Source organism: Pedobacter sp. MR22-3 (assembly GCF_026240075.1).
GTDB lineage: Bacteria > Bacteroidota > Bacteroidia > Sphingobacteriales > Sphingobacteriaceae > Pedobacter.
This window is the reverse complement of record NZ_JAPIVF010000004.1, coordinates 1-22,107: the sequence shown is the minus strand read 5'-3', so window position 1 is coordinate 22,107 and position 22,107 is coordinate 1. Positions and strand designations below refer to the sequence as shown.

The window sequence follows — 22,107 nt, the reverse complement described above, 5'->3', positions numbered from 1 at the left end:
AAAATTCAAACATCGGCTCATGGAAATGAACGGATTGAAACGCTGCTTAAGAAATGTAAATATATTACTTTTTTATAAATGTCCTAATAACGTTTATAATGATACTTCAAAATCAAGATTGTTCGGCCTGCCTGTGGAAAATAAAATATGCTTTACTAAAACATTTTCATCATCTGGATTGTATTGCAGTACGATTAAGATTATTAACCCGAAATTTAAGATGAAGTTACTGTTACGAAGGTATTTCCTATTTCTTATGTTAGCTGCTGCTGCTGCTGTCAATGTACAGGCTCAGACTACTCCGGATTCGCTCGGGCGGCGACCGGATTCTACGGCGAAAACACAAATTCCGCCAGATCCGGTTCCAAAAGTACCAGCTACATCAGTACCGCCAATTAATGTTCCTCCAACTTCCAGCCCGGTCAAATCTGCTGTCCCGGCTTCCGCTAGTCAAAATACAATAACTAAAACTTCCCGGCCAAATGTTTCCGATACCACTTCAAGAGTATTGAAAGGTATTGTAAAAGATGAAAAAGGAAATCCTGTTCCTGGTGCCATTATACAGGTAGTAGGAAAAACAAATAAAGTAAATACTGATGCTGATGGCCGCTTTAGCATAAACCTTCCTGACCGTAATTCATCCATTCGGGTGTTGTTTATTGGCTATAATACCAAAATCTTGCGACCGGGTAATCAAATGGAAATAGTCGTTTCTTTAATGCCGGTAAGCAAGAAGTTAGATGATGTGGTAATTACCGGCTATTCATCCCAGCAAAAAAAGGATCTTACCGGAGCCGTTTCCCAGGTCAGGTCTACCGATATAGATAATATGCCTGTAGGCGGTGTAGATCAGGTATTACAGGGAAAAGCTGCCGGCGTATCCGTAACGCAAGGCACCGGTGCTCCGGGTGAAGGCATTGCCGTAAGGATTCGCGGTGTAGGAACCATTAACAATAATAATCCGCTGTATGTGATTGATGGTGTACCCAGTACTTCAGGCATCAATCAGATTTCTCCGACAGATATTGAAAGCATCAGCATTTTAAAGGATGCTTCTTCTGCTTCCATTTATGGCGCAAGGGCATCGAACGGAGTTGTGGTAGTTACCACTAAAAAAGGGAAATCTGGTAAATCAATAGTTAATCTTTCACAATATACCGGCGTTCAGGTTCATGGCGATTTAATCAAGATGGCCAATACGCCGCAATATGTTGCAGCCTTTAATGCTGCCGCCGTTGCTGATGGACGGACACCAATTCCTGCTTCCCTTGCTGCAAGCTTGCCTGATGTAAATTGGCAGAAAGAAGTGTTACAACCGGCACTGATTAATAACAGCAACCTTTCCGTAAGTGGTGGCAATGAAACCGGGAATTACCTGGTAGCTGCCAATTATTATAAACAAGATGGATTGATCAATAATAGCGCTTATGACCGGTTTAACCTGCGTACAGCGGTAAACAGCACCCTGTCCAAAGTGTTTTCTACAGGAATAAACCTGAATCTTTCTTATGCAAAAACCAAACAGGTAGGTGCTTCGGGTGATGGTTTTGGAAACGGCAATCAAGGAGCCAGCGTCATGCGTTATGCTCTTTTCCGTACGCCGGCTACTCCGGTGTTTAAAGCCAATGGCGATTATGTAGATCTGCCTGAAAATTCAAATTTCTTTGGTGATGGGTTAAATCCAGTGGGTTATGCAGATAACTTCGACCGGAACAATAATGCTTATAGCGCGTTAGGTAATGTATTTGTTGAGGCTAAAATTATCGACGGACTAAAATTCCGTACGACTTTGGGTGGAACATTGGTTATCACTGATTTTAAACAGTTCTTTAAAATTTGGGGAGACCGTGCACAAAACTCCCCTGGCAGTCTGGCCCGTTCTAATGCGAACCAGTTAGATTATAACTGGACCAATACATTAACCTATAACCTGAAGTTTGGTGAAAAGCATGATCTAACTATTCTTGCCGGAACAGAAAATATCAAAAGCCGCACGAACGGCCTTTCTGCATCCAGATCAATTTTCCCAAACCAATCTGAAGATTTTCAATATCTTGATAACGGAATTGGCATACAGCAAAATGGCGAGAACGAATCGAGATGGGCACTTTTCTCCCTTTTTGGTCGTGCTGATTATCAGTATGCCGATAAATACCTGGCCAGCTTTACTGTACGCATGGATGGATCGTCCAGGTTAAATCCGGCTAACCGTTATGGTAATTTCTATGCCGGATCAATAGGGTGGAGGCTGGATCAGGAAGCGTTTCTGAAAAATTTCAAGTCGCTTTCCATGCTAAAATTAAGGGCTAGTATCGGTCAAACCGGCAACCAGGAAATCAGCAATTATGCGTATACCTCATTGAATTCTTTTGTCGGGTTTTATCCCTTCGGTGGTACACCGGTAATAGGTAATTCGCTTACCTCAAGAGGGAATGCAAACATCACCTGGGAAACCAGTACGCAGAGTAACTTTGGTTTAGATGCCGGATTTTTTGATAATAAGCTTCAGTTCAGTGCCGATTATTTCATTAGGGATAATTCCGATATTCTTTTTGCCAATCCTTTGCCACCAAGTGCAGGCGGGGGCGGAAGTCCTTATGTGAATGCCGGTAAAGTGCGTAATCAGGGGCTTGAACTTCAAATCTCTTACCGTGATCAGATTTCTGAAAACTGGAGTTACGATGTATCAGGAAATATGGCTACGCTTCAAAATAAAGTACGTTCGCTGGCTGGATCACCGATTGTTGGTGGAAGAATAGACAATGAATATTATGCTACGCTTACTTCAGTAGGGCAACCAATAGGGGCATTTTATTTGCTTCCTATGGAAGGGATTTTCCAGAACAACCTGGATATCTTTACACATGCTTATCAGGGTAATGGCATTCAGCCAGGCGATGTGAAGTATAAGGATAGCAATGGAGATGGGATTATTGATGAGAAAGACCGGCAGTTTGCCGGAAGTCCCATTCCAAAACTCACTTACGGCTTTACCGGGAACCTGAAGTTTAAACAGTTTGATCTTAGTGTATTTTTTCAGGGGGCATATGGCAATAAGTTGTATAACCAGGTGGCCACAGATATTGAAGGTTTTTATCGTGCCTTTAATATTACCGAACGTGTAGCCACGGGCAGCTGGAATGGGGCAGGCAGTACTGATCAGTTTCCACGCCTTACCTGGAGCTCTGCTTCTTCCACAAACAATAAAAGACCATCAACCCGTTTTCTAGAAGATGGGTCTTATTTGAGATTAAAAAATCTGCAGGTTGGCTATAGTTTGAGCCCGAAAGTGCTCTCTGCCTTGAAAATAGCATCAATGCGCATTTATATGAGCGGACAAAATCTTTTAACCTTTACAAAATATACCGGCCTTGATCCGGAGATTTATACCAGTAGTAATAGTCAGGGCGATGGTGTAAGGGCTGTTGGTATTGACTGGGGAACTTATCCATCTGCAAGAGTTTATACACTTGGCCTGAACCTTAACTTCTAATCTGATGAAAAAAATATATATACTTTCTTTTGCCTTGTGCCTGATTTCTATAACGGGTTGCAAGAAATTTTTAGATCAGCCTGCACTGGGTTACTATTCTGATGCAGATCTGTTCAGCAATGAGTCTACGGCCAGAACGGCTGTGAATGCAGCTTATATCCCGCTTACTTTTACAGATGCTTCCAGTAATCCTGTTTGGGTATTAGGTGATGTGGCTACGGATGATGTTGTTATCGGAGGAAATGCGGGTGAACAGGCAGATTATACCGCTATTGATCTGTACAATATCCTGCCGGGAAATGCTGCCGTACAATCTTTATGGGCCAGGTATTATGATGGTATTAACCGCTGTAATGTGATCACTGATGGGCTTAAGACCGATAATATAGCAATCACTGAACCTGCTAAAACGCAATTGCTTGCCCAGGCGAAATTTCTGCGGGCATATTATTATTTCCTGCTGACTAATTTTTATGGAAACATTCCACTGCGCTTAAAAGTGAGTACGCTTGAGGACGCTGCCGTAGCTGCATCTTCGCAGGCACAAGTATACACCCAGATTGAAAAAGACCTCACGGAAGCCGCCGCCGGTTTACCCCAAAAATGGGAATCAAACAACGATCTGGGTCGGGCAACTAAAGGTGCCGCATTGGCTTTATTGGCCAAGGCCTCTCTATTTCAACAAAAATATACGCAGGCCATTCAATACAGTGAACAGGTAGAAGCTTTAGGTTATGCATTAACAGACCGCTTTGCCGATAATTTTAATGCATCTGCCAAAACCAATAGTGAAGCCATATTTTCAGTATGGCACAGCCGCGGGGTACAACCTTCACAGGGAAATTCCTTGAATTACTGGTTTGCACCCCGGGCTTTAAATGGAGCAGGTACTTATTTTCCAACACAAAGTCTGGTCAATAATTTTGAAGCGAATGATCCCCGGCTTGATTTGACTATTGCTAGGACAGGGAAATCCTATTATGATAATACTTTTGACCCTTCATGGAGCAGCACAGGTTATCTCTCTAAAAAACATGTTCAACCATTAAGTGAGGTACCTACTACCACTAAAAACGATGGAAACCTGAATTATGAGGCGTTGCGTTTTGCAGATCTATTGCTTATCAAGGCAGAGGCACTGAACGAATCAGGTCAATCTGCTGCTGCGCTAGTGCCGCTAAATAAAGTGCGTGAAAGGGCAAGAAAAAATTATGACGGTACGCCTCCGGCCGATCTGCTAGCTGCGGTAACAGTGATTAATCCATCCGATTTAAGGGAGGTAATCCGCAGGGAAAGACGCTCAGAACTTGCATTGGAGTTTCAACGCTTCTTTGATGTGATCCGTTATGGCGAGGCATATGCCAATGCTGCAATAAAGCCTGGTGCGCCAAACTTTAATTATACAAACAACCGGTTTTTTCCAATTCCTCAAACGGAATTAAACGCCAACGGTAAACTTTAATACCATTAAAATGAATATTAAAAATTATAAACCATCATTGAAATACCCGTTTTATCTGCTGCTGGCTATTGCTGTTTTTGCATCCTGTAAAAATGAAGCCAATCTGCCAGATTATGCTTCTAATAAATCAAGCCTTACCCAACTTACTGATTCTGTTAAGCAACTGTATAATCAAAGTGTGGAAGGCCACGATATCGGTCAGTACCCTAAACAAGCCAGGCTGCAGTTTAAATCTGCTATTGATCTGTCCGCAACAGTTGTTACAGGAGCTTATACTCAGGAGGAAGTGAATAATGCCTTAGCCAATTTGAGGCGTGCCGCCACTGACTTTGGTGCAAGAAAAATTGAAGAAGTAGCTGCAGCCAACCTGGTGGCGAAATGGCTTTTTAATGGTAATGCAGCAGATGCTACCGGCAATGGCCATAATGGAACTTTAATGACAGGGATTATCGGAACAGCTGATAATCACCAGGATGGCGGAGTTTTGCCAGTGGCCACTACCGATCGCTTTGGTCAGGCTAACAATGCCTATGCTTTCGAGCAGGGCGCTTATATTGAAGTTCCTTACAGCCCAGCACTTAACCCGCAGGTATTGAGTATCAGCCTCTGGATTAATGTTAAAGAAGCTTTTGCTGATAATTATCTCCTTTCTTTAAATAAATGGAATGGTTTTAAATTCCAGCTTCAGTCTGATAATTTTTTATTCATGACACTGAAAACCCCAGCTGCTACTTATGATAGGGATAGTAATCCTGGGAAAATGGCAGTGGGAACATGGCACCACGCTGTGGTTACGGCAGGGAATGGTACCATAAGCTTTTATGTAGATGGTGTGCAAACACGATCTGAAAGTGCTGCCGGTAACGCATCTGTCCTTACCACACCTGTAAATTTAGCCATTGGCCAGATTCTGCCCAAAGGCATATTAAGCTTTACAGATAAAAGCAGTCCGTTTTATTTTTCCAATGCTGCTTTTTTTAAAGGATCTATGGATGATATCAGGTACTATAATAAAGCTTTGAGTGCCGATGAAGTGCTGAAAATCTACAACAACGAAAAGCCGGATTAGAGTTATTCCGATACGTAAGTTAAGGAACTCCCGTAAACAGGGAATCCTGATAACAAATGCGACGAAAAACGAGGCTGTATCATAAATTCGAAATGTCATCCTGTCTAAGGACTTTAGAAAAATACCCGAATGGTGTTTATACAGGCTCAGCATGACAAATCTGGAAATATGATACAGCCTCTTATTTTATTAACAATTGATATTAAGATGTCTCTAGCGGATTCCACTGTACAATGGCTAAGTTAATTTTACGCCACATTAGCTTTCATTCAAAAAATGAGCATTTCCGTTATCAGGCATGACATTATTTAGGCAATCCATTTAAAAAGTTTAGCACATCCCGGCCAATCTCTTTAGCGTTTGTTTCAAGGGCGAAGTGGCCCGTGTGATAGAATTTAACCGTTGCATTAGGACTATCGCGTTTATAGGCTTCGGCACCAGCAGGTAAAAAGTAAGGGTTTTTATTCCCCCAAACGGCTAAAAGTTGTGGATGATAAGCCCTGAAATAGGCATGAAATTTTGGATACATGGCTCCGTTAGTGCTATAATTTTTTACGAGATCGAGTTGTATTTCAATATTTCCAGGGCGATCCAAAAAGTGTTGATCCAAAGTGTACGTTTCTGGCGCAATCATGTTAGATCAGATACTCCCTCATGGTACTGATATCATGTTGCTTCTTTAGATATAAAATCCTTGACCAACTTAGGCGAAGATTGTTTTAAGGAAATTAAACCTAATGATGCGAGATCACCTGCCTTATATTTCCTATTTACCTATAATTTAAAATGACGTCGGCATTCATGGATTTTTTTAAGAAAAAAACTTAAAAAATTTTTCTCATGTAAATTTAAAGTACAGAAATAAGTTAAAAGCCTCAATAAAAGATATTTAAAACAAATCAAAACTCAAAAAACAAACAAATTGAATTATTTTTATGCTGATTCGCGTATCAATAGAAATACAGCCAATTTTAGTTGTGTGTTAATTGATTTAAAACCGCTTTAAAATGCATTAAAATTAATATTTAGGGTGTTTTTTAGTGCAAAATATTTCTTTAAATTGGCCTGTAAAATCCCCAAAAACCATACATTTTTCATTTACGTAAATAGGTGATCCGCTTAAAAGGTGATTAACCTGATTGTGTAAAATTTATTAAGATGTATCCATACATTTTAATAAATCTCAGAACCATGTTAGGCACATAAGGGGCTTTATAAGGTTGGTGTATGGTTAAAGGGTTACTACTGTTTTTATTTAATAGGTTAGCAGGGTTAATATTGCTTATTGCGGTAAGTAATACTGCTGTACAATGTAAAACCAAAACACACATCAGCTTAGCTGCTTTTTCCTATTCGGCAACCATACATGCCGGAAAACTGTTATCTCCACCTCCTTATTCTGTACATTATATTGCCCCAGCACCCTGGCAATACTGGAGCAAGGCCAATGAGATTGTCATTGCATCAGAAAGTGGAACCGTTACCGGAACCATATCTAAAAGCGATGGTACTGTATTATTTAATTTTACCTGCACGCAGGGTACTCCTTATGTACAACGCTTTAGCGGGTTACCTAAAGACGCGCCCGCATACCCACTGAATACCGTAATTAACGCAGCAGGTTTAATAGTAAAGGCTACAGGCACAATTTCGGTGAACTTAAGAAATGTAGCTTCTGATAATTTAGGGACTGATGGTACTGATGAAGATATTAAAGGAAATGCTTCGCTCTTTAGTTTTGGTGATGCGGCAATAGGAACATCTTTTAGGGTAGGCTATTATCGGGATGGAAATCTTGCAAGTTCTGCGCACCCGCCAATCTATAGCATTATGGCCATCCAAAATAATACTATTGTTAAGATAGGCGGAGTGGCTACAGCTACATTAAATGCCGGACAGAGTTATTTATTCAATGCACCTATCGGAACATTGGTTGAATCTTCACAATCTACCGTAATGAACACTTCTGCAGATCTGGACGCGCCGGGTGGCTGCGGTGATGGTGCCTACAATCCTATTCCGCCAATTGCTTCCTTGGGTAAGGAGTATGTAGTGGTTAGGGGCGAAGGTAATATGATTGCAGAGCAAACTACAATAATTGCAACGGAGGCAAACACCAGCATAAGGGTGATCAATTTTGATCAAAACGGAGTTCAGAAAGGATCAACAACATACACCTTAGCACAGCCCGGAGATAAGCAAACCTTTAACCATGGTTATCTGAACGGAGATTATGATCCGGCAAAAAATACCGGTAGATATTCCTCTACCTATATCTCTTCGACTAAAAATATTGAAGTGTTTTCGGGTACGGCAGGTGCTTCTGGCGGCAAAGGTTGTGAGGTGGATGTGGCTACATTAGTCCCGATATCCAGTTGTTCCGGATCTAAAAAGGTAGAAACCACTAAATTTACAGCCTATAACCAAAATACTAACCTGGATTATTTCGGTTATATTATTACAAGTAGTACAGATAGAATTTTTTTGACTTCAAATGGCAACCCGCCTTATAACAATAAAGACATTGAAACTATAGCGGGCATAAACAGTCGCAAACCACTGGGCAGTACGGGCTTATCTTTAGTGAGTTTTACGCGTACTAATATCGGAGAGCCCGCTACCATTATACTCACTAGTGCAAGCAGGCTTACGGTTTCGATGGTGCAGCAAAGTAATGCCTTTTCGATGTCTAATTTTATTTCCCGTTTCCCTGAAAAGGCAGAACAACCTGCTGTCAGTCAAACAGATTGTACTGCTGCAACACTAACTGTTAAGCCAAATGCAGGCCCGTACCAATGGTATCTGAATGGTGAGCCGATAAACGGCGCTACGAACAATACGTACGTGGCCACATTATCTGGAAATTACAGTGTGACTACGCAGTTAGAATGTGGTATCAGCGCCCCTTCATTACCTTTAAACATCTCCCTTTGTAATATCGACCGCTCCATTACTAAAACGGTTAATGTAGCCTACCCGGAATTAAACAGCAATGTCGTATTTACCCTAAAGGCCGAAAATTTAGGTAATGGCAATGCAGTAGGGGTGTCAGTTACGGATTTGTTGCCTAACGGGTTTACCTATGTATCAAACGTAGCACCACAGGGCACCAGTTATGATCCAGCTTCTGGAGTATGGACCATAGGCGATTTAGCCAGTAATACCAGCATAAGTTTAACGATTACGGCCCAGGTGGTAAAAACAGGCCAGAATGTAAATACTGCGACCATTACGGGTACTCAATCTGATCAGGTATCCAATAATGATCAGAGCTCGGTTACCACCAATACAGGTTCTGGCGATCGAATAGTTTGTGTAGGTACGGCGATGGATGATATTATTTATGACATCCCGGCAGGTACGACTAACGTTAGCGTTGCGGGATTACCGGTTGGCATAACTTCAGCCTATAATCGTTCAACAAAAAAATTAACCATTAGTGGTACACCCACTACCGCAGGTTCAGCAAAAACTTACACTGTAACTGGTACTGCCGGAAATGCATTAAGCATAACCGGAAATATTACAGTAAACGGAAAGGTTAGCACACCCGTTTTTAACAGCGGATTAACTGATAAACGCTGTATTGGTGCTGGCACAGATACTTATAGGGCAACTGCAAGCAACACTACAGAAATAGTGTACTCGCTATTGCCTTTAGCGGCAGGTATTGTTGATGCCACCAGTGGTCAGGTAACCTGGAATGATACCTTTTCAGGTACGGCAACGATAACTGCTACTGCTAGAGGTTGCGAAGAGAAAAAAACAGATTTTATCGTAGTGATAAGTGGCCTGCCCGGTTTAACGCTTGGTACTGAACCTGAAATTTGTCAGGGCTTTACGGCATCATCATTAAGTTATACCAACCCGGTAAATAACCCTGTAACATATAGCATTAACTGGAATACAGCTGGTTTTGATCCTGTGATCAGCCAGACTTTACCAGTAGGAAGTATTCCTTTTAACATCCCTGTTAATGCCCCGGCAGGTATGCATACGGGCATACTAACCTTAAAAAATGCAGCAGGCTGCAGTGCTCAAATTAATTTTAACATTAAAATAAATCCAAAACCATCAGCACCGCATGTGCTGGTGCAAACTACATCTCAATATTAATTAAACAAAAAAATCAGTCCCCATGAAAAATTCTACTACAAAAACCATCCTCGCAGTTATTTTCGTTATCATCTGCACATTTTCAAAAGTATCTGCACAGGTACTTCCAAACACCCCTGGGGTGAGTTTATTCTGTAAGGGTTCAGACCTTACTTTGCCATCTCCTCCTTCCGGAGAAGACTGGATTGTGAAGTATAGTGCAACGCAAACCACTACGCCAGGTACAGGTATTACTTTAGTGTCAGGAAATAAAATTGCAGCAGCTGATTTAAATACCGGCTATTATTATTTAAGTTCCAAATCAACCACAGCAGGTGCCTGTGAGTCTGAATTGCAGGAAATACCCGTATATGTACTTAAACCTTTGGCAGTTGATTTTACACCTGCCAATTTCTGTTTGGAAAGTCCGTTGGCACAGGTTGGTTCAGTTACCAATCCGGAAGATCCTACCATCACTACATTGGCCTATCAATGGTATACTGTTGAAGGTACTGTAGAAACTGCAATAGCAGGTGCAACAGCAAAAGATTATACACCATCTGCGCCTGCTACAGTTGGAACAAAAAAACACAGGTTAAAAGTAGGTTATGTAATTGGTAGCAAAAACTATTGTGCGCAAACTGCAGATCATGATATTACGGTTACAGCTAAGCCAACAAAACCAACCATTACGCCAGGAACCATTACAGGTACTGCCACCGCAGTTACTTTCTAGGTAGAAGGTTACATTTTCTGAAATATAAGGTATAAATGAAACGAAGGGTATTCTCCTTTCTGTCATTGGCTTTGATGTTGTTTTTTATTCAAACAGCAATGGGCCAGATTGCTTCCGAAGGGCGGCAAACGATTGCGATCTCACCAGGATCGTCAGTGGTTTTGCGTGCAAATTCGGCGGGGGCAGCTTCGTATATCTGGTATAAGGATAATGTATTGGTGAACGGGCAAAATAAACAGACACTGATTACCGCAACTGCAGGAATTTATAGAGTGGCTACATGGAATGCGCTGGGCTGCTTCTCAGATATCTCTGATGAAATGGAAGTCGTTGTGCCACATAGATCTGTTGCCGATGTAGCCATCACCAAGCGGTCAGAATCAAAAATTGTAGTCGTTGACCAGGTCTTTGATTATTATCTGAACGTCATTAATAATGGTTCACATGATGCCACCCAGCTGGAAATTAAAGATGCGTTTCCAAATAACTTATTATTGGAACGCCTTGAACAGCCTACAGATGGCTTAGCCACCTTCGATCAATCTAAACAAACCATCAACTGGAATATTCCTTTACTGGCAAACGGTAAGTTTGCTGAACTGGTGGTTAAAGTGAGAGCGAAACAATCTGGTATAGTGAGTAATACAGCCGTGGTTACGGTTAAAGAGTTTGATCCGAATTTGGCCAATAATACATCAACCGATCAAAAAGAGATTTCAGGTTTAAGAATACCAAATGTTTTTACGCCTAATGGGGACGGCAAAAACGACACTTTTTATATCCAACTCCTGGAATCATTTGAATCAAATGAAGTAACCATTATTAACCGTTGGGGAAGTACGGTTTACCAATCCGGTCATTACCAAAATGATTGGACTGCTCAGGGACTGGCAGATGGAACCTATTTCTATATAGTTAAAGTGAAGAACGGAACATCAGCCTGGCAAGATTACAAAGGTTACATAACCGTAATACGGTAAATATGATAAAATATATAAGCATGAACATTTGGAGAGGGATATTTTTTGTTTTAATCATGATTACATCTGCTTTTAAGCTTTTGGCGCAACAGGATGCCCAGTTTGGACAGTATGTATTTAATGGCATGTATATCAACCCGGCATATGCAGGTTATAAGGAAGAACTTTATCTTCAGGCTTTTGCCAGGGCACAATGGACCGGCGTTCGAGGTGCACCGCAAACTCTTTCCATATCTGCAGATGAAGCAGTTAATGATGAAAGTTTAGGCCTCGGCATGATCATCACCAAAGATAAAATTGGTGCACAAAGTAGTTTAAATGCATCTGCAAACTTTGCCTACCGGATAAAACTGGATCGTACCGAAACCAATATCCTTGCCTTTGGTTTGGGCGTAGGCGTAATTCAATCATCCTTAAATGGTAATTTGCTGGAGGCTATTGAAGAAGGTGATAACCGTATCATTACGGGAGTGGTCAGTCAAACCACACCTGATGTAAGGGCCGGTGTTCATTATTCCAACGAAAAGTTTTTTATTGGCTTTTCTGCCAACAATCTTCTGGCCAAATCACTATCAGTATTTAGCGATTACAATGCGCTTAATGTAAAAGTTCAACCACATTTTTACCTCACCGCAGGCATGGCATTTCCTGTAAATGAGGATTTCGTTTTTAAACCTACCTTTTTAATTAAGGATGATTTACATGGACCAACTTCTCTAGATTTAAATGCCTTTATATTAATCAAAGAGCGTTTTTGGCTTGGCGCAGTTTACCGGACTTCAGTAGAACTTTATCCCAAAGGCAATCTGCAGCGCGGTCTGAACAGTAAGGCTGCTGCTGGTTTCATCAGTGAATTTTTTATCCGGTCCAACCTGCGTATTGGTTATGGTTATGATTATAGCCTGAACAAGCTAAATAATTATGATTACGGCTCGCATGAAATATCGGTTGGATATTATATTGAAACTAAAAAGAGCCGGAGACCGAAGTGTTATTTTTAAGTTTTGTGAAACCGACTAATTTAAAATAGTTTGAATGCGCTAACTGACATTCCTTTTTTAAACCCTGTAAATTTAAAACAAAGGATCAAGGTATGGTCATCACAAAATAAGTGGCAAAAAATGCAGATGCTAAATAATAAGATTTGGTGCTGGAGAGTTGGCAGTCATCATTGCCATTAAGATATTGAAACCTATTCTAAAAATGAAATAATAATAATTAATTGCCTTATAAATCAATACAGTAGCACTTTTGCGCTATTTTTATTTGCAACAGCGCTGGTTGAATCCTATATTTGCAACACTTTAAAAGAAACGGAGGACGTTTTTGACAAAGTAGATTCCGTAGCTCAGCTGGTAGAGCATTACACTTTTAATGTAGTGGTCCTGGGTTCGAATCCCAGCGGGATCACACCAAAGACTATCAAAACGTATAAAACCCTGCAATCGCACGATTAGCAGGGTTTTTGCTTTTAGGGAATTGCCAAAAATCGCACGAATTCACAAAACTTTGGTGAGTGATTCGGTGAGTAAGGCAAAACGGTTAAAATTGACTCACCGAATTGTACATAATCATTTAATGTACAGGCTGTTAAAAACTGAACATCTTGTGTGGATTTAGTTGCAAAGCTATGTTTGCATCGTCGTTATTTAGTGTTTTTTAACGGCGATGCAGCTCTCGAACCGAAAGTCGGTTCTCGGGTTGTTTCACCTTTAATCGTTAGATTATGAAGACCAATTTTAGCCTGCTTTTCTATCTGAAAAAGCAAAAGAACTATGTAAATGGAAATGTGCCAATCTACATGAGGATTACTGTAGAGGGAAACCGTGCGGAGATGGCCACCAATCGGGATTGCGACCCCAAACGATGGAACGCCAAGGGCGGCAGAGCCATCGGCTCAAAAGAAGAGATCAAGGTGTTGAATACCCATCTTGACCAATTGCAGAATGCGATTTATTATGCGCATCAGTGTGTTTTCGATATGGGACTGCCTATTACTGCCGAAGCAATCAAATCCAGTTACCTCGGTACGCTAACCAACTCCCATACCCTACTGGAAGCGGTTGCAGACCATAATTTGAAGATGGAACAACTTGTGGGAAAAGATTATGTGCGTGGCACATTGAACCGTTATAAAGTTCTGGAAAGACACCTTAAGGTTTTTATTCCTTTGAAATATGGTGTAGCCGATATGGATATTAGAACTATCGACCAGGCATTTCTAAATGGATTTGACCATTATCTAAGATCTGATAAGAACTGTGCGAACAATTATGTGGTAAAGAACATTAAAAACCTTGGGAAAATCCTTCGTATCTGTATAGAGAACGAATGGATAGACAAATCCCCATTTACCGCTTATAAAGGCAAAACGAAGAACGTCGATCGCTTTTATCTGAACAAAGAGGAATTGGCTCATATCGCGGGCAAAGAGTTTTTATCGGATAGATTGAAGCAGGTAAGAGACGTTTTTATTTTCTGCTGTTTTACTGGTTTGGCTTATGTCGATGTCTTCAAATTGAAACAGGAGAATATCAGAAAGGGAATTGATGGCGACCGATGGATCTTTACCAATCGGCAGAAAACCAAAACAAGGTCATCGGTTCCGCTACTGTCAACAGCTGTTGAAATTGTCGATAGATATTCCACCAACAAAGTTTGCCTCAATAAAGGCTTGCTTCTTCCAGTTCCCAGCAACCAAAAGATGAACGAATACCTGAAGGAAATTGCCGAACTGTGCGGAATTGAAAAGAAACTCACCTCACACATTGCCCGCCATACCTTTGCGACTACGGTTACCCTGTTGAACGGTGTACCGATAGAAAGCGTATCGAAGATGCTCGGACATACGAACATCAGGACCACCCAGCATTACGCGAAGATTTTGGATATCAAGGTAAGCGAAGACATGGCAGTGCTAAAGAAAAAGTTAGCTATGATATAAATCGATAAATTTAATAATCACAATCAACTGACAAATATTTAAAAATATTAGGCATTAATTCCTGTTTTGGTTAGCTTTGTAGGATGTTAAAGGAATTGAACAAAAGAGTAATCGTTGTGCACTGGAAAAGATTTGCCAGTACAGATATCGATGTGTTTTCAAGTCTGAAAGGATTTTGCGACAGCTACCCAACCTATAACTATCACACATTGAACAACTATCTTTCGAAAAAGAAGATTCCGTTCGAAAACGATGAAATCAAGATTGAAAGACAGCCACTGATACAAAAGATCAGAAGACCCGACCTTCCAAAGGTACTGTTCTGGGACTTTGATTTCGAAAAACTGGACTGGAACAGGAGTTACAAAACCGTTATCGAACGTGTGCTTGATAAAGGCAATACAATGGATTGGGAAGAGATGATCAGGTTTTATGGTAGAGAAAATGTTGTGAAAGCCCTTATAGAAGACATCACGTATCTTTCTGATATGACCATGGAGGCCGTTTGCAAATATTTTCAGTTGAGCAAAGAAAAACTTAGATGTTACACAAAGAAACAGTTACACCAAGGACACTGGATCTAATCCAGACACTGATGCAAGACCATCAGCTCAACTCCTTTTACCTTGTAGGCGGTACCGCATTATCCCTGAGGATCGGTCATAGGGAATCCATAGATATCGATCTTTTCAGCTCATCGGACTTTGATGGTGATGAACTCGCTGTATACTTAAGGAACAGCTATGGCGCGGATGTAAAACGCCATAAGGGCAATTATGTAAGTGGTAGCATTGGCGAAGTTGATTTTGATTTTATCTCGCACAAGTATCCATCTATCAGACCAATAGAAACGATTGAAGGCATACGGATGATGTCCAACCAGGATATATCGGCCATGAAAATCAATGCAATTGTGAATAGCGGACAACGAATCAAGGATTTTATCGATATGCATTACCTGTTAATGGAAATGCCTTTAGATGAAATATTGGATTACTACTGCCGGAAATATCCAAATGTTGACCCTAACACTGCTAGGTCGTCTCTAATGTACCATAACGATATCGACTTTAATGTTCCTGTAAAACTTATGGACACAAAGCTAAAATGGCAGGATGTGCAGAAAAGTATTTCAAAGGCGGCAAGTGAATATACCCGCTTATTAGAAAGCAGGGAATTATACCGTAAGCTTCAGGAAGCAAAAAATAGCCAGAAAAATGACCGTGGCAGAGGGATGAGTCGTTAGATTTACACAAATAACAGGGATAGGTTATCACAATTCGTGATAAGCAATCTTATCTTGAGGTACCAAACTGACATCTAAAAAACCTTTTTTTTAAGAGATTATGTCGAAATATCCTTTCTCTAACAACATCTGGATGGTTCCCCGGTTCTCCACTAGTCAAATTTAATCAGCTTCGCTTAACTTGAAATCTATTGTATTAGTCATATAAGTAAACAGATTGCATTTAAATCAAGTAATCTTTTAACGTTTCTAAGTATTATATATCTATTTGCTCTAGACTGAAGCAATATTGGTATTAACAATTTCTTTTAAATAATCTTCCATCTTTTGCAATAATATCAAAGAATTCGAAATCTCTTTTGTCGTAAACGTTGGCATCCCTGTTATTCCATGGGACATAGGATGCATGGTAACCTTTTGATATAGTTTGAGTTCTTTTAAGATTTTTTGGAAATTTGCAAACTCCAGATTTTTATAAGTTTCTATTAGATTTTGTAATCTAGAAATCAAATTGTTATCATTATTTTCCGCCAAAATGTTTTCAATTGAATCAATTAAATCAGATGCAGTTTTCTTATCTAGATAGTAGCTTGATTTACCATTTGTTATCCTATCAAGAATTTTTCTACTATCCTCAACTGCCCCAACCATTAATAGCTTTGAGTATTCATATAACAAAATTTCAAATTTCTTTCTAATTCTATTACCAATGCCTTCAATTTCGTCTTGACTAGGTGTTCCAGAAAGATTCTCAAATGCTTCTTTTATTGTTTTAACTCGTTCTATTTCTGATTTTATATAAAGCTTATGTTTATTTTTTATTTCAAACAAGTTGGCAAAAACCCATTTGCTATTAGATAGTTCAATTTCATTTATGACATACATTATTAAATTATAGAAACTGATGTTATGGGTAAATATTAGGATCTGCGTATCCTGGAATTTATCTAGAATATATTTAATTAAAAATGTTCTGTTTGATGAGTCTAAACTTGTTATAAAATCATCTAGAACAAGTATTTTACTTTTAGTGTTATCTTTAACCTTGTAAGCAACATTTAATAATATCAAGAGAGGGATCAAATTCAATTTTGCCTCGTTAAAATATTTTCTTATCTCTGATTTTCTTTCAATATTTCTTTCAGTATCAATTATCTTAATATCAAACTGTTCTTCTTCGTCTATTTCAATTTTAACATTTTCTAAAAAACTTGAAAGCGCCAGGTTAACCTCACTTTCTACTTGTTCATGACTATCGGTGCAGAAATCCTCTATATTATCTATTGAAATGCAAAACTTTTCAAGAAGAGATTTCAAATTTAATTTGTTTTCGATTAAAAGCTCTTCGATTGATATCAAAAAAACTTGATAGTTAGAAGCATCAAAATCACGATAAACCGTGTCATTTATTTCTATTTTAAAGTCCCTGTTCGAAATTTTATTATTAAATGAACTCCAAAACTCATTCTGTAGTTGCAATAAATCTTCTGGTGTTTGGGCCGTAATACTTGATTCAAGTCGATCACTAAAAAATACAGTTCTAATTGATTCATAAAGAGAACTTTTGCCTGCCCCATTTTCACCATATAAAAGTAAGTTCTTCCTATCCAATGAAAGAATCAATTCACCTTCAAATGCCTTAAAATCTTCCAACTTAAGCTTATTCATCCATTTAGCCCTTAAAAAAATTAACAATACGATCTTTTAATTCTTTATCCCTCTCTTCGAAATCAGAATATGAGAAATTACTATTTGAAAATAATTCACGTACTTCTTCAATACGAGAAATCTGAAAATATTCAGCCTTTTTATTTAACGGTATATTTCTCTTAGGGATGTCAAGAATTACAAAATTCCCTAGACTATCAATGATGTTATTCAAATCAATATCTTGCCAATCCGATACAAGGTGTTTTTTATCCTTTAGACTTATAATTTTATCAATATTATATGATGAAAGTGCACTTCCTGATTTAAGGTAATATGCTAGCAACGCGAAGCCTTTTTTTAATCTGCCTAAATAATTGAAGTCTTTTCTTGAAACATCGCTTTTATGATAAGTATTGATATCAATATTCAAAGACGTCTGTTTAATAATATTATAAATTTCGAACTTAACCGTAGAAGTTGAACCCTGATAGTATGTAAATCTAATTATAGATTTTAAAAATTCTTCAAATTCTTGATCTAATTTTAAGTTATTAACAAATAAGTAATTTACTATTGCATATTTTGGATATTGGTTAGTGTAAGCGTCTATAATCTGAATCCACTTAGCTAGGTTGGTTTCTTTAACTCTTTCTTGATTTAAAGCTTCTAAAATTTCGATTATCCTAAACAAGTCATTTAACACCTCGCGGTATTTCTTCAACTCAAATGGTGAAAATTTCTCATTGATAAAAAATTCTCTTAGGTTAGTTTCACTGGAAGTTATCCCTTCTTTACCACGAATTATATGCGAATAAAATCTAAAAATGTCATCGATATCTAAATTTAGGCTACTAGCATTACTTTTAAAATCGGTCCATTGCTCAATAAAGATGCCTTCTTCCTTGATATTCTTGGCCTTATTATACAGTTTTGCTTTAAATATATCTGCATCCTCTAGATTCATCCCTCTATTATTAATCGTTTCGAATATCACTAAGGCTTTCTCATTAGCTTCATCTTGTGTAGGCCCACTTAATTCAATGGGCAGCAAATAAACTTGTTTTAACAAATAAAATGTGAAATCTTTAATATCTGAATGGTTCTCAACATAATACTGAATCCAATTAAAAAAGTATAACGTTGTGGCCTCAAACCTACTTGAGCAGTAGCGCTCAATTACTTTTTGATTTTTATCCACTACTGAAGAAAACCTATTACGCAACCCATCCAAATCGTAGCTTAAAACATTAGTAATAGCCTCCTCATCGTTAGCTTCAAAGACATTAGATTTTATACGGGGTACTGTAGTAATTCCTTCCCAATCTTTTTTTTCCAACAGTTCTCCTAATATTTGAAGCTCTGGTTGAAACAGATAAAGTACCTTAAACAGAAGTAATAGGGTTATAAGTCGCTGCTGACCATCGACAACTTCTAACGTATCCCTATTATTATCTGCCTTGGCAATAATAATATTACCTATAAAATAATCTTGCTTAGAATTAAAGGCACTTAATAAATCATTATACAACTGAAAGGCTTGGTCGTACTCCCAAGAATATGGTCTTTGGTAAGATGGAATTATATATTGTTCTTCAATTTTAAAAATTTTTGAGAGCTCTTTCTGTTCCGCATTTAAAGATAGTGCCATATTATTTTTTATTTCTATTCATGTTTAATCTATTAACTATCTTCTTCTCAGTTTCTGTCTGTATTACATCAATGATAAGATTTGGGTCAATATTTAGTATGTAGGCTAAACGTAGTATTTCAGAAACGGTAAACTTTTCAGGATCAGCCAACTTCACAGAGTAACGTTCCGAATTGATACCTAACAATTTAATAATCTTAGTCGGATACAACTCAGAAATATCATACATCTTTTTGATCTTGTTGGTTTCAAACATTGCGCCTATTGACGAAAGGTCCTTTTCGGGACTGTTATTGTTGTTCTTCCAATTAGCCATATTAGTGGATTTGTAACTAAAGTCGTCAATAAATTACTATCCATTTACAAAAAAGAACTATTAGTAAATTTAAAAGTACGAATAGTTTGTTTTTATCTGGACTTTTTACTACGTTTGGGTATGAAAAAATAAAGAATTATTTTTAGCGATTACTTCACAAAATATTGAAGCATTCGCACTTCGAGTCTCGTCTTAGAAACCTGAGAAATTTCAAATGGATACGAGAGGTAAGTGTAGTGCTCACGTCATAGGCGTGAGCCTGCTTTTCCGTATCCAAGGCTTCTCAGGGCCACTAAGACGGGAAGTGGGTTTCACGCCTTATTTTGTGCCGCCCACTTCCAAGACTCATTTGAAAGAAATTTAAATGAGATCAATATGGAACCAAAATTATCACCAGAAGCCGAACACGCTGTCCATTTCAGGGAGTTTATCCATCGGCTCGCCCAGAAGTTCGAACCACTCCAGATCTTCAGCTTTTCGCAGAACAGCTACACTAATAATTCCCAAGGATGCTTTAACGACAATGAAGGCTATTCTAAATGCGACCATTGCCTATTGGTAGTTACCGAAACTGCAACCCGAATAGATTATGAAATGCAGGATTTTGCCAACACCTATTATCAACATGGAACGATTACCGTGATCTGCCATGGCAGGCAATCGGTTATGGACGCGGTACAGCAAAACAGCCGCTTTTTTATCGGAGTGCTTACTTATGGAAAACTGCTCTATAGTAAGGATGGACTGTTAGACAGTGATCCAATATCTGCGTTTATCCCCACAAAGGGCGCAATCAAGGCGCTTAAACATTATGAACATCGTATACCACTAGCTGACGGATTTCTGATGTGCGCATCCGAATGTCTGGAGAAGGAACAGTTTGGAATATGTGCCTTTATGCTCCATCAGGCCGTAGAACAGACTTGTATTTGCCTGGTGAGGGTTCATATTGCCTACCGTTCGGAATTCCATAACCTTTACCGCCTGCTCCGTTTGTGTACTTGCTTTTCCGAGCGCCCTTTTCAACTTTTTTTGTCCACTCCCGAAGATGAGCGGTTATTTGCTATCATGGCAAAAAGTTATTCTGGTTCACGTTATAAAGATGATTTTACGGTTTCCCGGCAGGATGCCGAGTCTCTTTATCAACTGGTCGCCTCTTTTCTTTTGCTGGCAAAGGAGATGTGCAATGAAAAGATAGCACTGCTGGCTAAATCGGCATCAGATTATGCAGTCTTGAAAACCGCTGATCATTTACAGATCGAAAAAATATTACAGGCCAATATTTGAAATTATGAACAAGCAAATAAAAAAAACATCAGATAACAGGATCGTTTATCTTGACCAAGATGAAATAACAAATCCGGTAAAAGTGCTACACGATTTTTTCAGTCACGCCTGGTTGCCCAATCATTTGAAGATGCTGAAACGCTGGCGAAACGATGTTGCGATCGCATCCGAAAAACCGAAAAAATGTAACCCAGACAGCCTGGTCTATCACTACGAACTGACCATAAAGCTGATAGAAGCCGCCTGGCTCTTAAAGCGCCACAAGCTAGGCAGGCTTGACTTCGATGACAAACAGGAAAGAGAAGTCGCAACATGGTACATCAAAACGGAAAGGAAGAAGCTACGGTACTATCCTGAAAATCTGGGCATTCGGGAGATCGTAAAGCCTTCATCTGTACTCAAGAAAATGTTCAGGATCTATAAACTGGACGGGTACAAAAAAATCCTGAACACATGGCTTCACGAAGCGCTGAGCAACTCCTTCATGGAAGAAAGCCTTTCCAAATCTGAAGTAATCACAGTTTACGAACAATTGGTTAAACTGTTTGAGGCTACCTGGCTGATTAGTGAGCGCATAAAAGATGGCAATTAAAACTTTATTTTCCGTCCCAACTGAACGAAGGGCCTAACGGAAAAGACAGGCCAACCACCAAACCTTTTCCGTAAACACCAGAGCAAAAACAGCGGGGCTGTGTGGGCTGGCCGTTTTTGCAGGCCGCAAATGCGCGGGGGGAAATTTAATGGCAAAATGCTATAGGAACAAAATTAAACAACGACCAATTCGGATAATTTTGCCGCGACATCTACCATTGTTTCTTCAGAAGTGCTAAGACCGCTTCGCGAGCCAAGTAAGGGACTTACTTCACGGAGATCGTCATATGTAGTGTTGTGTATAATTGGAACAAGTAAATCTCGTGCAAGAAGCGCAGATAGTTCTTTATCTGCGATACCCTCTCCTTTGAGGCGGCGCAGTAGCGCAGGAGTTACCAGAACGATCCCAACCCGAGACTTTGCCAATCCCTTGTCGATTTCACGGAGCAAGGATGAGCCTAACAAAACGTCTTTTTCACTGAACCAAACTGAAACGCCATTTGATTCGAGTAGGTCATGTAACTCCTTAGCAGCCCCTTTTCGATCGTCCCATGCGTGGCAAAGAAAAACGTCACGAAGGTCAGGTATAG

17 protein-coding genes and 1 tRNA gene are annotated in these 22,107 nt (G+C 39.3%); 13 read left to right on the top strand and 5 right to left on the bottom strand.

Going from position 1 to position 22,107, the window contains the following annotated elements:
- Positions 1–220 precede the first annotated feature (220 nt).
- The 3 genes from OQ267_RS10090 to OQ267_RS10080 are packed head-to-tail and all read left to right on the top strand — an operon-like array spanning position 221 to position 6,024.
- Positions 221–3,493: a SusC/RagA family TonB-linked outer membrane protein gene (locus tag OQ267_RS10090; protein ID WP_265835777.1), complete on the top strand. Its 3,273-nt coding sequence runs from the start codon at positions 221–223 to the stop codon at positions 3,491–3,493.
- Between the two features lie 4 nt (positions 3,494–3,497).
- Entirely contained in the window at positions 3,498–4,955 is a 1,458-nt protein-coding gene (locus OQ267_RS10085) for a RagB/SusD family nutrient uptake outer membrane protein (protein WP_265835776.1), read from the top strand.
- A gap of 10 nt (positions 4,956–4,965) precedes the next feature.
- Positions 4,966–6,024, top strand: a complete 1,059-nt coding sequence (locus OQ267_RS10080; RefSeq protein WP_088300652.1) for a LamG domain-containing protein — start codon at positions 4,966–4,968, stop codon at positions 6,022–6,024.
- A gap of 304 nt (positions 6,025–6,328) precedes the next feature.
- On the opposite strand, the gene OQ267_RS10075 is transcribed toward OQ267_RS10080, so the two are convergent.
- Positions 6,329–6,658 carry an alpha/beta fold hydrolase gene (locus OQ267_RS10075; RefSeq protein ID WP_265835775.1) on the bottom strand — a complete coding sequence of 110 codons (330 nt, stop codon included), beginning with the start codon at positions 6,656–6,658 and terminating at the stop codon, positions 6,329–6,331.
- Between the two features lie 593 nt (positions 6,659–7,251).
- Here OQ267_RS10075 and OQ267_RS10070 point away from each other — a divergent pair.
- From OQ267_RS10070 to OQ267_RS10035, 8 genes are all read left to right on the top strand, one after another.
- On the top strand, positions 7,252–10,140 hold the full coding sequence (locus OQ267_RS10070; protein WP_265835774.1) for a hypothetical protein: 2,889 nt from the start codon (positions 7,252–7,254) through the stop codon (positions 10,138–10,140).
- A gap of 22 nt (positions 10,141–10,162) precedes the next feature.
- The gene (locus OQ267_RS10065) at positions 10,163–10,855 is read left to right on the top strand and encodes a hypothetical protein (RefSeq protein ID WP_265835773.1); all 693 of its coding nucleotides are present in this window, start codon (positions 10,163–10,165) and stop codon (positions 10,853–10,855) included.
- Positions 10,856–10,890: 35 nt separating this feature from the next.
- Positions 10,891–11,835: a gliding motility-associated C-terminal domain-containing protein gene (locus OQ267_RS10060; RefSeq protein WP_265835772.1), complete on the top strand. Its 945-nt coding sequence runs from the start codon at positions 10,891–10,893 to the stop codon at positions 11,833–11,835.
- A gap of 20 nt (positions 11,836–11,855) precedes the next feature.
- Entirely contained in the window at positions 11,856–12,836 is a 981-nt protein-coding gene (locus OQ267_RS10055; RefSeq protein ID WP_265835771.1) for a type IX secretion system membrane protein PorP/SprF, read from the top strand.
- Between the two features lie 336 nt (positions 12,837–13,172).
- Positions 13,173–13,245 (top strand) — tRNA-Lys (locus OQ267_RS10050).
- A gap of 316 nt (positions 13,246–13,561) precedes the next feature.
- Positions 13,562–14,779, top strand: a complete 1,218-nt coding sequence (locus OQ267_RS10045) for a site-specific integrase (protein WP_265835770.1) — start codon at positions 13,562–13,564, stop codon at positions 14,777–14,779.
- A gap of 95 nt (positions 14,780–14,874) precedes the next feature.
- Complete coding sequence (locus tag OQ267_RS10040) at positions 14,875–15,363, top strand: DUF6922 domain-containing protein (protein WP_265835769.1); 489 nt, start codon at positions 14,875–14,877, stop codon at positions 15,361–15,363.
- Positions 15,321–16,025: a nucleotidyl transferase AbiEii/AbiGii toxin family protein gene (locus OQ267_RS10035; protein ID WP_265835768.1), complete on the top strand. Its 705-nt coding sequence runs from the start codon at positions 15,321–15,323 to the stop codon at positions 16,023–16,025. Before OQ267_RS10040 ends, OQ267_RS10035 begins: the two co-directional genes overlap by 43 nt.
- 273 nt (positions 16,026–16,298) lie before the next feature.
- On the opposite strand, the gene OQ267_RS10030 is transcribed toward OQ267_RS10035, so the two are convergent.
- From OQ267_RS10030 to OQ267_RS10020, 3 genes are read right to left on the bottom strand one after another with little or no spacing between them, the layout of a single operon-like run.
- Positions 16,299–17,693: an AAA family ATPase gene (locus OQ267_RS10030; protein ID WP_265835767.1), complete on the bottom strand. Its 1,395-nt coding sequence runs from the start codon at positions 17,691–17,693 to the stop codon at positions 16,299–16,301.
- A 4-nt stretch (positions 17,694–17,697) separates the two neighbouring features.
- On the bottom strand, positions 17,698–19,323 hold the full coding sequence (locus OQ267_RS10025) for a DUF262 domain-containing protein (RefSeq protein ID WP_265835766.1): 1,626 nt from the start codon (positions 19,321–19,323) through the stop codon (positions 17,698–17,700).
- A gap of 1 nt (position 19,324) precedes the next feature.
- Positions 19,325–19,639, bottom strand: a complete 315-nt coding sequence (locus OQ267_RS10020; RefSeq protein WP_265835765.1) for a hypothetical protein — start codon at positions 19,637–19,639, stop codon at positions 19,325–19,327.
- A gap of 375 nt (positions 19,640–20,014) precedes the next feature.
- On the opposite strand from OQ267_RS10020, the gene OQ267_RS10015 reads away from it, so the two are divergent.
- Both OQ267_RS10015 and OQ267_RS10010 read left to right on the top strand, forming a co-directional pair.
- Positions 20,015–20,926 (top strand): HEPN domain-containing protein, encoded by a 912-nt coding sequence (locus tag OQ267_RS10015; protein WP_265835764.1) that lies wholly within the window; start codon positions 20,015–20,017, stop codon positions 20,924–20,926.
- A gap of 4 nt (positions 20,927–20,930) precedes the next feature.
- Entirely contained in the window at positions 20,931–21,518 is a 588-nt protein-coding gene (locus OQ267_RS10010; RefSeq protein ID WP_265835763.1) for a hypothetical protein, read from the top strand.
- A 173-nt stretch (positions 21,519–21,691) separates the two neighbouring features.
- Here OQ267_RS10010 and OQ267_RS10005 read toward each other — a convergent pair.
- Positions 21,692–22,107: toll/interleukin-1 receptor domain-containing protein (locus OQ267_RS10005; RefSeq protein ID WP_265835762.1), on the bottom strand; the 416-nt coding region annotated here is incomplete at its 5' end.